This is a genomic window from Nonomuraea sp. NPDC054003, assembly GCF_055585125.1.
The window spans coordinates 338,835-352,741 of the sequence record NZ_JBVJKR010000009.1 but is presented as its reverse complement, the minus strand read 5'-3'; the positions used below and the strand labels follow the sequence as shown (position 1 = coordinate 352,741).

Genomic DNA, 13,907 nt, shown 5'->3' with positions numbered 1-13,907 from the left:
CGGATTGACCGGTCTCCCGAGCGATCGTCCAGGGTAGCGGGGCAAATCTGAGTTTTCCCGCCCGACACGCCGGGCGGGAAAACGGGCGTCAGGAGAAGATGTGGTCCACGACGCGGGCGGTGGCCTTGCCGTCGTCGCGGGGCGCGAACGTGGCGCGGAAGGCGTCGTAGCGGTCGGCGTGGGCCGCCGCCACCTCGTCGATCGACCGCAGCGCGTCGATCACCTCGGCCGACGTCGGCAGCACCGGGCCCGGCGCGATCTCCGGCAGGTCCAGGTAGAGGCCGCGCTTGGCCGAGAACTTGGGCAGGTCGTAGCCGTACAGGACGATGGGCCTGCCGGTCACGACGAAGTCGGCCAGGACGGACGAGTAGTCGGTCACCAGGACGTCCGTCACGAGCAGCAGATCCGCCATATCCGGATAAGTCGTGACGTCGTGAGCGATGTCGGGAACGGCGGGCGCGGCCTGCATCGGGTGCGCGCGCACCAGCAGCTCGTGGTCCGCCCCCAGCGCCTCCCTGGCCTTCGCCAGGTCGAGCTTGACCATGGCGTTCTTGCGGTCGTAGTCACGCCACGTGGGCGCGTACAGGACGACCCGCTTGCCCTCGGCCAGCCCGAGGCGCTCGCGCACCTTGGCCGCGAGCTGCTCGCGGTCGGGCGAGGTCAGCACGTCGTTGCGGGGCAGCCCGCTCTCCAGCACCTCGCCCTGGTAGCCGAACGCCTTGCGCAGCACGGGCGTGGCCCACGGCGACTGCGACAGCAGCACGTCCCAGCCGCGCACGTCGGCGGCCTGCCGGTGCCAGACCGGCGGTCTGGGGTCGCGGCGCATGTGCGGCTGGTCGTTGCCGATGTGCTTGACCGGGGTGCCGTGCCAGGTCTGCAGCACCACCTGGCCCTCGCGGGAGCGGAACCAGACGGGCAGGAACGAGTTCGTCACGATGTAGCGGGACCTGGCCAGCGCCGCCTTGTGCTCGCGGCTGCCGGCCCGCACGACGGTGGCGGGGCCGGGAGGGGTGAACGCGCCGTCCTTGACGATCCAGATGTGCTCGCGGTCGTCGCCGCGGCGCAGCCGCTCCTCGTAGATGGCGCGGACGCTGTCGGCGTACAGGCGGCCCTCGTTGACCACGTAGACGGTGGCGTCGTTCAGCGGCTCGGTGCGCTGCTGCGGGTAGAAGACCTTGCGCAGCACGTGGGTGCCGGCCAGGCCCTTCTCGTTCGCGGGCCGGTCCTCCTCCGACAGCACCACCGGCACGTCGAAGCGGGTCGACACGATGCGGAAGCAGTGGCCGCCGGCCGTGCGCGGGCTCTCGTCGAGTCCTTCCAGCGCGGCGTGGTCCATGCGTACCGGGACGATCTCGCCGGACGGGTGCCGCATGGACATGTTCCAGGTGCCGGAGGCCAGCGGCACGGGCTCGCCGAAGCGGTCCATCGCGCCGGGCTCGAACCGCACCTCGAAGTCCTCGCCGGTACGCGTCATCGGCAGCTGGTAGGACAGCCCGGAGCGGTGGCGCAGCGAGACGGCGCGCGGGCCCGCGGCGTCGGGGTAGCGGCCGCGCAGCACGAGCGTGGTGCCCTCCCACACGGCCGAGACGATGACGGGCCGGATGCGGTGGGCGGAGATGATCACGCGGTCACGCCGGTCGCCCAGCACGGTGATCTCGCGGTCTCCGCTGGTGAACCTGGTCTCCCCCAGGTCGCCGAGCATGACGGTGGCGGCCGGGTCGCCCTTGGGCTCGACCCACAGGCGGCGGCCGTCCTTCTCCTGCAGCAGCGCGGGCACGGCGAGGTCGAGCGTCACCTCGGTGGCGGCGCCCTTGGGGGTGAAGTCCGCGGCCATGCGGTGGCCGCCGACCCGGGCGTGGCCCTTGGTCACGACCCGGCCGGCCAGGGTGATCTGCAACTGCAGGTGCTCGTCGTCCACGCGGACGCCGGTGAGCTCGGCCCGGTTGGGCTGGAAGGCCACCTGGAGCGCGCGGTCGGAGGTCCACACCGGCCTGACCCACCAGCCGGGGCTGAGCTGGCGGCCGGCGGGCCGCTCGCTGCGCCCGACGCCGTAGCCGCGCAGCAGGCCGGTGGCCCGGGCGCCGCGGCTCCAGAACACGATCTCGGCCCGCCACGTCGTGGTGTCGGCCACGGCCGGGCGGCGGCGCAGCCGGCGGCGCACCGCGGAGACCATGCCCCTGGCCGCGCCGCGCCAGCGCAGCGCCCACGGGTTCAGCTCGGCGGTGAAGCCGGACCAGTCGTAGTTGCAGCCGACCTCGCGGGCGCCGTGGGTGGCCTCGGGTGCCAGCACGCGCCTGGTGCGCAGGCGCACCGGCGGCAGCCAGCGCGGGCCGCGCAGGACCACCGTCGCCCAGTTGGCCCGGCGGCTGCGGACCGAGAGCCCGGCCAGGTAGGCGTAGCCGGAGATGCGCAGCTTGCGGCCGTCCCACACGATGTCGTCGATGTGCGTGACGGGCACCAGGTCGGCCTTGCGCAGCCGGTACAGGTCGGCCGGCAGTTCGTCCTTGAGAGGCAGGTCGGCGTACCAGCGCAGGCCCTTGCGGATGCGCTTGGACGGCTCGGCCGCGGCCGCCACGACCTGGGCGAGCGTCTCTCCCTCGACCAGCTCCTCGTCGGCGCGGGTCTCGATGAGGTGGCACATGAGGCGGCGCGCGACCGGCAGCTCGCGCTTGACCTTCGGGTCCACCCCGGAGAGGTACGGGCGCACGAGGGTGAGGAGCTCGCGCCGCGTGTCAGGGCCGCGCTTGACCGCCAGGTCCATCCGCGTGCCCAGCGGCCCGCTGAGCACCTCGGTGTCGAACTCCGCGCTGCGCCCGCCGGTCCCGACCAGGGCCATGATCTCGTCGAGCGGCTCGCCGCGGTCGCAAAGGTCCTGGACAGCCTTCAGGCGGTCGGGGATCGCTTCGCCGCCGGGGCTCTGGGCTGTCAGGCCGTTAGCCATCGCGGTAGGCACCGCCTTTCAGGCCGCCGTTATGTTCAGCCCATGGTAATAGGAGTCACAAGATGTGAATTCGCACAGTTCGCGAAGAGGCAGGTCAACGGGCTTCCTGTGAATCCGCTGAACGCCCGTCCCAGCGCGCCCGGCGCATGTCGACCCGTTCGCCGCGCAGCGGGGTGCCCTCCTCGCGCCAGTGGGACAGGCATCGCGCCTGGTGTCCGGGGGCGCCCGTGCCGTCGGCGTGTACCACGCGCCACCAGGGCACGCCGCCTCCCCAGGTGGACATGACCCGCCCGACCTGACGCGGGCCGCCCTCGCCGAGATACTCGGCGACGTCGCCGTAGGACATGACCTTGCCGGGAGGGATGCGGTCGACGACGTCGAGCACCCGCTCGGCGTACGGGTTCAGGGGGTCCACGCCGCCGGGCCCGCTCGGAGCATCTCGTCGAGCCTGCCGAGCTCCGTCGCCAGTCCTTCGGCCAGCACCTCGACCGCGCCGTCGCGCAGCGCGTAGACCTCGCCGTCCTCGCCCACGAGCCGGGCGCCGAGCGCCGCCGAGAGCCTCACGAGCTGCGCCACCTGCCAGTCGGAGCCGGGTTCGCCGACCACCTGGCCGCGCCACGCCCCCACCGCGTGGGCGCCGTCGCCGTGCCTGGCGACGATCTCTTCGGAACCGCGCAGCTCGAACCCCGCCGGCTCGATCGCCTTCGCGAGGTCCGCGAGGGCGATCGGCGACTCACGAACCACGCGCAGTTCGTATCCCATGGGGCGCGACCTTAGCGGATCTTCACTCCCTGCGTTGGTTGAGAACCACGATTCCACCGCAGAACATGACAAGGGCCACCAGAACCCCAATCCCGTACAGCCAGAGCCGCCACGCGTCCGGCCCCGGCGCCGTCGGCGGCGGGGAGTCCTCCCCCTGCCCGAAGTGCTGATCGTCGGGTACGGGGACGCTGCGGCGCTGCCCGCCGAGCGTGGCCGCGGCGTCCAGCGCGGCGCCCGCGTCGACCACGCCGAAGCCGACCTCCTCGTCATAGCCGTCGGCCGGCCTGCCCTTCGCGCCCGCGGCCAGCGCCTGCGCCACCTGGTCGGGCCGCAGGCCGGGGTAACGCGCCTTGATCAGGGCGGCGACCCCCGACACCAGAGCCGCCGCCGAGCTGGTGCCCTCCGACAGCTCGTAGCCGCTGCCGCGCCTGACCACGGGGACCCCCGAGCCCGGCGCCGCGACCAGCACCGACAGGTTGTCACTGCTGTACGAGGCCACCCTGCGCTGCTTGTCGACGGCCGCGACGCCGATGACGCCCGGGTATCCGGCCGGGAAGCTCCAGTAGGAGGTGCCGTTCTCCCTGGCGTACTCCGTCTTCCCGTCGTTGCCGACGGCCGCGACCAGCACCACGCCCTTGCCGAGCGCGTACGAGACCGCCTCACGCTCGGACCTGTGCGCCCCGTACGTGCCGATGGACATGCTGACGACCTGCGCGCCCTGGTTGACCGCGTACCGCAGGGCCCGCGCGAGCGGGCTCTCGATCACCGCGCGGTCGTCGGCCAGCGGCGGGTCCACCCGGTCCGGGTCCTCCGCCACCGCCAGCGGCAGGGACAGCACGCGGACCTCGGGCGCGACGCCGACGTAGCCGTCGTCGGCGCCGGAGGCGGCGATGAGCCCCGCCATCGCGGTGCCGTGGCGGCCCGGGGTCACCTCGCGGCGCACCGCGCCCGAGCTCATGTCGGGGCCGACGGTGACCCGGCCGCGCAGCTCCTTGACGTCGGGGTCGACCGCGCTGTCGATGACGGCCACGGTGACGCCGGCGCCCTTGGTGGTCCGCCACGCCTGCTCGACGTTGAGCGCGTCGAGCACCCACTGCTGCCGGTCGCGGATGGGCGCGGCGTGCGCCGGGGTCTGCAACAGGAGAAGGGCGGCGACCAGGGCGCGCACGACGGTCAGCACACGTTCCCCTGGGTGCACGGCGGGACCTTGGGCGGATCCGCCAGGAAGTAGGCGATCTGGTTGCCGATCGACCGGGCGGCCGGCCAGAGCTCGCTGTGCAGCTCCTCCTCCGGCGGGATCGCGGCCCTGGTGCGGCCGTCGGCGTAGCCGCCGGTGGTGAAGACGAGGTAGGGCCCGGCGCCGGCCCAGCCGGTGCGCTGGCGCTGCTCGGCGCCGAACCGCTCGGCCACGGTGCCGGGGAAGGCGACGGGCAGCACGCCCACCCGGTCGTCCTGGGTGAGGTCCCCACCGGCCGAGACCCTGGCCTCCTGGTCCTTGAGCACGGCCACGCCGATGGTGAAGACGAAGGTGGAGCTCTGGTCGACGTACGTGGCGCGCAGCAGGCTCACGCAGCCGTGCTCGGCCAGGATCGCGCCGACCGCGGGGTCCACGGCGTCGCGGCACCTGGCCTCGGGGGCGATGCCGACCCGCCTGGCGTACTGCTGGGTGCGGTCGAGGCCGAGGTACTTCAGCTCCTCGGGGAAGATGCCGGTGGTGGGCCACGACTGCCAGCGCCGGGCGATCTCCTCCTGCTTGTAGCGGTTCTGCTCCTCGGCGGTCAGCGGGCGCGAGCGCGTCTCCTTGAACAGGCCCACGGTGCCGAGCAGCACGACGACGGCCGAGAGTGCCACGATGACGCCCACCAGTGCCACGAACGCCCGCCGGTAGCGGACGCCCTGCTGCAACTGGTCGGTCTCGGCCCGTTGCCTGGCACGCTGCCTGGACATGGACCGGCCGGTCGCCGGCGACCAGTCGCGCACCCGCGACCTGCGGCCGGTACCGGCGCCGAGCGGGTTCTTCCGTCCCGGCGTGGCGTCCCCCGCGGCGCGCGGCAGCCCTGTGGTGGACCTACGTGCCTTCACCACCGCCTCGTTCCCAAGCTCGGCTTTCTGTGTCATTCGTCCCCGTAACAGGGCGGATCATGCGTCTTGGTCATTGTGCGCTCGTCGCACCCTCCTCACCAAGGCGAGGATGACCGCCACCGAGCCGACCGCGCCTCCGGCCGACGCCACCGCGATCGACGCGTGCAGCACGACGCGCCGCTCGTCCCTGTGGACGACCTTGACCGGGCCCGCGGCGCCGCCGCCGAGCGGCCGGTCGGGGTCGTGCGCCAGCGCGGCGGGCGCGGCCTCGGTGTGCCCGGCGAGCTTGGCCGCCTCGGCCAGCGCCCTGGCGGCGTTGACGACGCCGAAGCCGGTGCCGGTGTCGTAGCCGGTGGGCGGGCTGTCGACGGCCCCGGCGGCGAGGGCGCGGGCCACGAGCGGCGGCGACATCTTCGGATATTTCGCCCTGACGAGAGCCGCGACGCCGGAGACCAGGGCGGTCGCCTGCGAGGTGCCCCGGCCCGTCCAGTACTCGTCGCCGGGACCCGCGCCCATGATGTCGACGCCGGGCGCGGCCACCAGCACCGAGGCGTTCCCGTTGGAGAAGGCCGCCCGCCGCAGGCCCGCGTCGGCCGCGCCGACCGCCACCACGCCCGGGAAGGCCGCCGGGTAGGAGTACGGTGCCGCCCCCGCCACCTTGCGGGTGCCCTCGTTGCCGGCCGCGGCGACCAGCACGACGCCCTTGCCGATGGCGTAGCGGACCGCGGCCCGGTCGGCCTTGCTGGCCAGCTCCTTCGAGATGGACAGGTTGATGACGTCGGCGCCCTGGTCGACCGCGTAGCGGATGCCCCTGGCCACCACGTCCTCGAACCTCGGGTCGACGTTGAACGTCCGGAACCCCGGCTCCTCGTCCTCCAGGATCACCCGTACCGACAGCACCTCGGACTCCGGGGCCACGCCGATGATCCCGTCGGCGCCGCCGGGGCCGTGACCGTGGCCGGCGATCAGTGACGCCATGTACGTGCCGTGCAGGCGACGCGGCGCCACCCCCGGCGCGTTGGCGCCCTCGGTGAAGTCCTCGCCCACGGTCACGGAGCCGGCCAGGTCGCGGTGGCCGGGGTCGACGCCGGAGTCGAGCACGGCCACGGTGACGCCCGCGCCCCGGCTGACCTCCCAGGCGGCGGGCAGGTCGAGTGTCTTGATGACCCGCTCCTGACTGGCCCGCACCTCGTCGGCCACCGCGGGCGCCGCGTCGAGCAACAGCACCCCGGCCACCGCCAGCGTCCCGGTCAGCGCGGCCTGCCCGCGCCCGCCTCTGCCGGGGCGCGAGGTACGCGGGCGACGGGTCAGCACTGCCAGTCCTCGGAGGCGCAGTCGGGCATCCGCGGCATGGTCAGCTCGGCGAGGACGCGCTCGGAGATCTCGGTGGCGAAGGCGAAGACGGCCGGCCGCTGCTCGGCCGCGCCACCGGGCCGTCCGTCCACCTGACCGGCCGTGGTCAGCACCAGGTACGGGCCGGACTGGCGTACCGAGCCCCGCTGGCGCACCGCCGGCGCGAACCGGTCGGCCACCGTGCCGCGGAAGGCCAGCGGGAGCAGGCCGGGAACCGGCTCGCCGCCGGCGGGGAACGCGGACTTGGCCCGGGCGGCGCGCGCCGCGTCGGGCAGGGCGACGACGCCGATGGTGACGAGCACACCGCGCAGGGCGTCGATGTACGTGGCGCGCAGCACGGCGCGGCACCCCGACTCCGTCAGCGCGGGGACGGCCACGGCGTCGACCGCGCCGGCGCAGCCGGTCGTCGGTGAGATGCCCAGCCTGCGGGCCCGCTCCTTGCCGCCCTGCTCGGCGGAGTAGGACAGCGTGGCGGGGAAGACGCGGCCGGCGTCCCAGGTGCGCCAGCGCTCGGCGACCTCGCGCTGGGAGGCCGCCCTGAGCTCGGCGGCCGTCGGGCCGCGGGTGAGCTCCGAGCTCACCGAGCTCGCCGCGACCCCGGCGGCCACCGCGCAGACCGAGGTCAGCGCGGAGGCCACCACCAGGATGGGCCAGAGGCGAGCGTTGTCCACAGGATCGACCTTAATGCGGCCGACCCTCCGCCATCCGCAGAAACCGGACCGCCGGTCTAGTACTCCGGCAGGCTCGGGTCGACGGTCTTGATCCAGCTCAGCACGCCGCCGCCGACGTGGACGGCGTCGGAGAACCCGGCGTCCTTGACGACCGCCAGGGCCTCGGCGGAGCGGGCGCCCGACTTGCAGTGGAGCACGATGCGCTTGTCCTGCGGCAGCTTCTCCAGGGCGGAGCCGTTGAGGAACTCACCCTTGGGGATCAGCGTGGCGCCGGGGATGCTCACGATCTCGTACTCGTTGGGCTCGCGGACGTCGACGAGGAAGATCCCGTCGCCGTTGTCCTGCATGGCCTTGAGCTCGCGGGCGGTGATGGTGGAGCCGGAGACCGCCTCGGCGGCCTCGTCGGACAGCGCGCCGCAGAACGCCTCGTAGTCTTCGAGCAGCTCGGTGACCGTCGGGTTCTTGCCGCACAGGACGCACTCGGGGTCCTTGCGGACCTTGACGTCGCGGTACTTCATCTCCAGGGCGTCGTAGATCATCAGCCGGCCCACCAGCGGCTCGCCGATGCCGGTGATCAGCTTGATGGCCTCGTTGACCTGGATGGAGCCGACCGACGCGCACAGCACGCCGAGCACGCCGCCCTCGGCGCAGGACGGGACCATGCCGGGTGGCGGGGGCTCCGGGTAGAGGCAGCGGTAGCAGGGGCCCTGCTCGGCCCAGAAGACGCTGGCCTGACCGTCGAAGCGGTAGATCGAGCCCCACACGTACGGCTTGCCCAGCAGCACCGCGGCGTCGTTCACCATGTAGCGGGTGGCGAAGTTGTCGGTGCCGTCGAGGATGAGATCGTACTGGGAGAAGATCTCCATGACGTTCTCGGTGGTGAGCGTGGTGTTGTGGATCACCACGTCGATCAGCGGGTTGATGGCGCGCACGGAGTCGGCGGCGCTCTCGGCCTTGGGCCGGCCGACGTCGGCCTGGCCGTGGATGACCTGGCGCTGCAGGTTGGAATCGTCGACGACGTCGAAGTCGATGATGCCGAGCGTGCCGACGCCCGCCGCGGCGAGATACAGCAGCGCGGGCGAACCGAGGCCGCCGGCGCCCACACACAGCACCTTGGCGTTCTTCAGCCGCTTCTGCCCGGCCATCCCCACGTCGGGGATGATCAGGTGGCGCGAGTAGCGGCGCACTTCGTCAACGGTCAGCTCGTCAGCCGGCTCGACCAGCGGTGGCAACGACACTTTCTACGCTCCCGTTCCAGGGGTCTTATCTCCCTTTGAAACCTAGCCGGGCAGTGGGGCATTCCCCAATCGCGTCTCACCGATCAGACGACGCGTCTCCAGCGCGACGAGACGGGGCTGCTCCATCATCGCCACGTGCCCGGATCCGGGCAGCAGAACCAGCCTCACCTGCCGGAACGTGCGCGCCGCCCGGGCGGCCATGGCGGGCCTCACGAGCCGGTCGTGCCTGCCGTGGATGATCAGCGTGGGCGCCTCGACCCTGGCGGCCAGCCGCCACAGCGACTGCGGGCCACGGCGCAGGTATTCGGCCACGATGCCGCGGGCCGAGCCGAGCATGGCGGCGATGGTGTGCGGCAGGTCGTCGCGGCGGCGCAGCTCCTCGACCGCCTCACTCAGCCGTACCGGATGGATCGCCCGCGCGTTCGCCCAGACCATGGCGAACGTGGCCTCGACCCGCCGCTCCGCCGGGAGCAGCTTGAGCCTGCCCGCCAGCCACTCCCCCACCCAGGGCGTGGCGGCCGCCGCGACCCGGACCGGGCCGTACCTGGGGATCAGGTCGGGCAGCGCGGGCGAGACGAGTGTGAGGGAGCGCACCAGGTCGGGGCGGGTGGCGGCGACCCGCACGGAGACCGCGCCGCCGAGCGAGTTGCCGAACAGGTGGGCCGGGCCGGTGTGCTCCAGCAGGCCGATGACCGCGCGGGCGTGCGCGGGGACGCCGTAGTCGCCGTCGGAGGCGGCGGGCGAGCATCCGGACCCGGGCAGGTCGACGGCGTGACCGGTGACGACGTCCTTCAGCTCGTCCATCAGGTCGGTCCAGTTGGTCGCGGAGCCGGCCAGGCCGTGCACGAACACCGCCTGCTCGGGGGCGCCCTGCGGGGTCGATCTGACGTGCACGGGCCCGATCATCCGTCCCGGCCAGTGCGGGACCGGCTCTGCCATGGCTCCTCCTCATAACCATCCTGCTTAGGGGCGGTCTGCATTCCGTACAGACGCGTTTTCACCTCGCGCCGCAGGACATCAGCCGCGTACGTCCAACGATACGGACAGGGGAAATGTGATGAGGTTCAGCCGTGTCGCGGTGGTGCTCGCGGTCGCGGTCGTGGCGGGCGGCGGGTTCGCGACCGGCACGGCGGGGGCCGCCCGGGGGCCGGCCCCGACGGTGGCCGCCGCCGTCGGAGGAGCGCGGGACGGGGACGGGCGGGCGCCGAAGCGGTGCAGGTACGCGGTGCGCCGGATCGAGACGAGACTCAACGTGCGCGGGGGGCCGGGGACCCGGTACCGGATCGTGGACAAGCTCTACCCGGGCGACTACGCGTGGGGGAGCTGCCGGAAGTTCGGCAGGTGGCGGAAGGTGCGGGGGGTGGACGCGGACCGGCTCGGGTTCAGCCAGGCGTACTACCTGAGGCGGATCGACACCCGCTGACCGGACAGATCCGGATTTTTCGTGTTTAGGGATCTAATCGATCTTTTGATACGCCGAGAACATGGCAAAAGCCACCACATGCCGTTTATGGCGGCCATCGCCGGAAAACATGAGAGCAGCGGCACCCAGCGTGATGTCAACGGCACTCATCGTGACGAACGGTCAGGGTCGACGACGCGGCACATGGCGCCACATCCACGGCATGCGCCGGAGGAGCCCGTCACATGCCTCCTCCGGTTGACGCCGGTCATGGAAGCGCCCCCGCGATAATTCGCTCGCTGGGTGCCGCCGTTTCAGCGCGAACATGGCACGGCTCGCGCGTTCTCGCTTTTCCGGAGCAGTATTTACGGGGCGCTCCGGCCTGCCCTTTTCCGCAGGGAATCCATTGGGGGAGAACAGGCCGGAAAGACGGTGTTCCACCCTGTGGAGCCGCCCACATTTCCGCCCGAATCGGACATATCGTGCCATTTTGCGAGATAGATCTACAAGCCGAGCAATAAGATTGTTATTGCATAGCAAAATAGGGCGAACCCCGTTTCATAGGCCACAGGCCGGAAATGACATTCACAGGATGACTCATTAGTAGCCGTCCAGATCGTCGAGAACGGGGCAATCCGTCCTTTAGGGGGAATACGCAATGCCCAAGCTCAAGAGTGTTATCGCGGGCCTCGCCGTCAGCACCGCGCTTACCGGCGGCCTGGTCGCCGGAGGTGCGACCGCCGCCGTCGCCATGCCGACCACCGCGCCCGTCGTCGCCAACGACGACTTCGGCGACGACTTCGGCTTCAACAACGGCCTCGGCTTCGGCTTCTTCGGGCACCACCACTTCGGCAACCGCCACAGGTGCGGCCACCACCACGGCGGCGGCTGGGGCCGTCGCAGCAAGAACAAGCACATCTGCGTCGTGGTGCGGAACTTCAACTTCAACGAGAACAAGCAGCGCCGCCACGACCGTCACCACCACCGCCGTCACCACAGCAACCTCATCAACTAAGGCGAGCGACCTCGCCGACCGCCGGGTGCGGATGGGATGAGCGCTCGTTTTCATGGATGGTCGTCCGATCCCTCTCAAGGGATGTGGTTTCCCGGCTCGTAGTGAATTCCGGGCTCTCGGGACAGGCCGTGTGCGATGGCGCGGCCTGTTCTGAGTTTTCCTTTCTCGTCTCCACGGCAACTTCGAGGGCTCCGCCGGCAATGGCGCCGGCGGGGCCCTCATTGCGTCGTCTCATGGACGGCCGGGCTTCCGAGCCCTCAGGATCCGCTCCTGGAGTCCGCCCAGGCGCCGAGCTCCCGCGCACCGCCGACGCCCGTATCCATCGGTGCGGCCCTTCTCACGAAAGGCCGCACCGATGGATACGGGCTCTTTCATGTCCCCTGCGCACCCCTCAGCCAGGTTCGCGTCGGGCGTCACAAGGGCTATCAGCGCTCCCGTAAGACCGCCCGACAAGGGACATGCCGAAATCCCCGCCTCCGGGAACGCGCCCGTGCACGACAAAAAAGAGAGGGCTCCCCCGGCGCCAGTGCCGGCGGAGCCCTCGAAGTTGCCGTGGAGACGAGAAAGGAAAACTCAGGACGGGCCGCGCCATAGAACGCGACCCGCCCCCGAGAGCCCGGAATTCACCACAGAACGGAAACCGTATCCCCTGAAAAGGGGCCCCGAACCGATCCTCAATGAGAACGAGCACTCATTCCTGCGCCGTCAACGACGATTGATCACTAGCCGACGTGTCATCCACTGGCTGCGCCATGCGACGGCCGGCGAGGTTGTCGATGTCAGTCGAGGTCGTCCCAGCCCCAGTTCCGGTGGTGGCGCCGGTGCTCGTTCGGGTTCCGGTTGATGTTGAAGTTCTCGACGATGACCCGGACTTGCTTGCGGTGGTGCTTGCGCCACCAGCAGCGGTGGCCGCAGTGCCCGCCGGTCAGGACCGACGTGCCCGCGCTGACCTGAGTGGCGGCAGCTGCGCTGGTGGTGGTCATGGTCGCGCCCGCGACCACGACGCCACCTGTCACGGCGGTGCTGAGGGCGAGGCCCGCGAGAACACTCTTGAGCTTGGGCATTGCGTTTTCCCCCTAAAGGTTCGATTGCCCCGTACTCGGGACCTTTCTTAAGGTCCAAGAAAGGTCCCCGGATGATGCTGAAGACTCATCCGGTAAGTGATATTCCCGTCACTCTGGGTGAGCAAACAGTCATCCTTCCATTTTGCTATGCATTAGCGTTGCTATTGCTTAAATTAAGCGTTTATAGAATGTAACTGCACGAATTGTCCGATATGTCCGCTAATGCAAGGCAAGCGCCGGCAGCATCATCCGAGTACGCGGCCGCATGGCCGCGCGTGAGAACGGACAGCGGGGGTGAGTCCAGCGGCAGAAGGCGTCAGGCCGACTTGCGGGCCTTCCGCTTGGCGGGGGCCTTCTCTTCCTTGGCCTTCTCGTCCTTGGCCCTGTCGTCCTTGGCCTTCGCCTTGCCCGAGGCGGCCCGCTTCGGCTTGGCGGGAGCGCCCTCGCGCTCGCGCTTGGCGGCCTCGACGCTGGCCCGCAGCGCCGCCATGAGGTCGACGGCGGGGCCGCCCTCCTCCTCGGCCTCCGGAGGCGTGATGACCTCCTTGCCCGCCACCTTCGCCTCGATGACCTCCTGCAGCGCCTCGCGGTAGGTGTCGTGGTACTCGGCCGGGTCGAAGTCGGCCTCCATCGTGGAGATCAGCGACTCGGCCATCTTGAGCTCCTGCGTCCGCACGTCGATGTCCTCGTCCAGGAACTCGAAGTCCGGCTTGCGGATCTCGTCCGGCCACAGCATGGTCTCCAGCACGAACACCCCGTCGCGCACCCGCAGCGTCGCCAGCGACTCGCGCTGGCGCAGCGCCACCTTGACCACCGCCACCTGGCCGGAGCTCTCCAGCGCGTCGCGCAGCAGCACGTACGGCTTGGCCCCCTGCGCGTCGGGCTCCAGGTAATAGGACTTGGCGAAGTAGATGGGGTCGATCTGCTCGGCGGGGGCGAACTGCAGCACGTCGATCCGGCGGGAGGTGCTCAGCGGCAGCCCTTCGAAGTCCTCGTCGGTGAGCACGACCATCTCGCCCGTGGCCAGCTCGTAACCCTTGGCGATGTCCGCGTACGCGATCTCCTCGCCGTCGAGCGTGCACACCCTCTTGTAGCGGATGCGGCCGCCGTCCTCGCGGTGCACCTGGTGGAAGCTGACGTCCTTCTGCTCGGTGGCCGAGTAGAGCTTCACCGGGATCGTGACCAGCCCGAAGGAGATCGCACCTTTCCAGATGCTGCGCATGGGCAACTCCTCAGTAGTGTCGGGCGGTTCGCCAACGGGGACATACCCGTCCCCGTGCGACCAATGCCATAGCTCGTCGAACCCATGCCGGGCCGGTCCTGTGGCGTTATCGATGGGTTAGACCCGATCTCGTCGGGGAGGTGGCGTACACGAAGGC

At 70.9% G+C, this 13,907-nt stretch carries 13 protein-coding genes; 2 read left to right on the top strand and 11 right to left on the bottom strand.

Annotation, left to right across the window (positions count from 1 at the left end):
* Window positions 1-88: 88 nt before the first annotated feature.
* From ACZ6YG_RS25405 to ACZ6YG_RS25365, 9 genes are all read right to left on the bottom strand, one after another.
* Entirely contained in the window at window positions 89-2,941 is a 2,853-nt protein-coding gene (locus ACZ6YG_RS25405) for a CDP-glycerol glycerophosphotransferase family protein (RefSeq protein ID WP_466019369.1), read from the bottom strand.
* 94 nt (window positions 2,942-3,035) lie between these two features.
* Window positions 3,036-3,356, bottom strand: a complete 321-nt coding sequence (locus ACZ6YG_RS25400) for an MGMT family protein (RefSeq protein WP_148029282.1) — start codon at window positions 3,354-3,356, stop codon at window positions 3,036-3,038.
* Complete coding sequence (locus tag ACZ6YG_RS25395) at window positions 3,344-3,703, bottom strand: hypothetical protein (RefSeq protein ID WP_148029281.1); 360 nt, start codon at window positions 3,701-3,703, stop codon at window positions 3,344-3,346. The genes ACZ6YG_RS25400 and ACZ6YG_RS25395 overlap by 13 nt, the downstream gene beginning before the upstream one ends.
* A 22-nt stretch (window positions 3,704-3,725) precedes the next feature.
* Window positions 3,726-4,883: a S8 family serine peptidase gene (locus ACZ6YG_RS25390; protein WP_148029280.1), complete on the bottom strand. Its 1,158-nt coding sequence runs from the start codon at window positions 4,881-4,883 to the stop codon at window positions 3,726-3,728.
* Entirely contained in the window at window positions 4,877-5,785 is a 909-nt protein-coding gene (locus ACZ6YG_RS25385) for a hypothetical protein (protein ID WP_261808309.1), read from the bottom strand. Before ACZ6YG_RS25385 ends, ACZ6YG_RS25390 begins: the two co-directional genes overlap by 7 nt.
* A 57-nt stretch (window positions 5,786-5,842) precedes the next feature.
* Entirely contained in the window at window positions 5,843-7,099 is a 1,257-nt protein-coding gene (locus tag ACZ6YG_RS25380; protein WP_261808308.1) for a S8 family serine peptidase, read from the bottom strand.
* Window positions 7,093-7,809 (bottom strand): hypothetical protein, encoded by a 717-nt coding sequence (locus ACZ6YG_RS25375; protein ID WP_364237133.1) that lies wholly within the window; start codon window positions 7,807-7,809, stop codon window positions 7,093-7,095. Before ACZ6YG_RS25375 ends, ACZ6YG_RS25380 begins: the two co-directional genes overlap by 7 nt.
* Before the next feature lie 56 nt (window positions 7,810-7,865).
* Entirely contained in the window at window positions 7,866-9,047 is a 1,182-nt protein-coding gene (gene moeZ, locus ACZ6YG_RS25370; protein ID WP_148029279.1) for an adenylyltransferase/sulfurtransferase MoeZ, read from the bottom strand.
* A 42-nt stretch (window positions 9,048-9,089) separates the two neighbouring features.
* Window positions 9,090-9,986, bottom strand: coding sequence for an alpha/beta fold hydrolase (locus ACZ6YG_RS25365; RefSeq protein WP_271276323.1), 897 nt, complete (start codon window positions 9,984-9,986; stop codon window positions 9,090-9,092).
* A gap of 118 nt (window positions 9,987-10,104) precedes the next feature.
* Between ACZ6YG_RS25365 and ACZ6YG_RS25360 the strand changes: the two genes are divergently transcribed.
* On the top strand, window positions 10,105-10,470 hold the full coding sequence (locus ACZ6YG_RS25360) for an SH3 domain-containing protein (RefSeq protein WP_466019368.1): 366 nt from the start codon (window positions 10,105-10,107) through the stop codon (window positions 10,468-10,470).
* Between the two features lie 637 nt (window positions 10,471-11,107).
* Window positions 11,108-11,464, top strand: coding sequence for a hypothetical protein (locus ACZ6YG_RS25355; RefSeq protein WP_466019367.1), 357 nt, complete (start codon window positions 11,108-11,110; stop codon window positions 11,462-11,464).
* A gap of 779 nt (window positions 11,465-12,243) precedes the next feature.
* Here ACZ6YG_RS25355 and ACZ6YG_RS25350 read toward each other — a convergent pair.
* Together ACZ6YG_RS25350 and ku are read right to left on the bottom strand one after the other, a co-directional pair.
* Window positions 12,244-12,528 (bottom strand): hypothetical protein, encoded by a 285-nt coding sequence (locus tag ACZ6YG_RS25350; protein ID WP_148029275.1) that lies wholly within the window; start codon window positions 12,526-12,528, stop codon window positions 12,244-12,246.
* Window positions 12,529-12,844: 316 nt separating this feature from the next.
* A complete protein-coding gene (gene ku / locus ACZ6YG_RS25345; protein WP_466019366.1) occupies window positions 12,845-13,750 on the bottom strand; it encodes a non-homologous end joining protein Ku in 906 nt (301 codons plus the stop codon).
* Between the last annotated feature and the right edge of the window lie 157 nt (window positions 13,751-13,907).

Coding starts and splice junctions, on each gene's coding strand:
- ACZ6YG_RS25405 (WP_466019369.1), bottom strand. CDS start 2,941: ATGGCTAACGGCCTGACAGCCCAGAGCCCCGGCGGCGAAGCGATCCCC.
- ACZ6YG_RS25395 (WP_148029281.1), bottom strand. CDS start 3,703: ATGGGATACGAACTGCGCGTGGTTCGTGAGTCGCCGATCGCCCTCGCG.
- ACZ6YG_RS25365 (WP_271276323.1), bottom strand. CDS start 9,986: ATGGCAGAGCCGGTCCCGCACTGGCCGGGACGGATGATCGGGCCCGTG.
- ACZ6YG_RS25360 (WP_466019368.1), top strand. CDS start 10,105: ATGAGGTTCAGCCGTGTCGCGGTGGTGCTCGCGGTCGCGGTCGTGGCG.
- ACZ6YG_RS25355 (WP_466019367.1), top strand. CDS start 11,108: ATGCCCAAGCTCAAGAGTGTTATCGCGGGCCTCGCCGTCAGCACCGCG.
- ACZ6YG_RS25350 (WP_148029275.1), bottom strand. CDS start 12,528: ATGCCCAAGCTCAAGAGTGTTCTCGCGGGCCTCGCCCTCAGCACCGCC.
- ku (WP_466019366.1), bottom strand. CDS start 13,750: ATGCGCAGCATCTGGAAAGGTGCGATCTCCTTCGGGCTGGTCACGATC.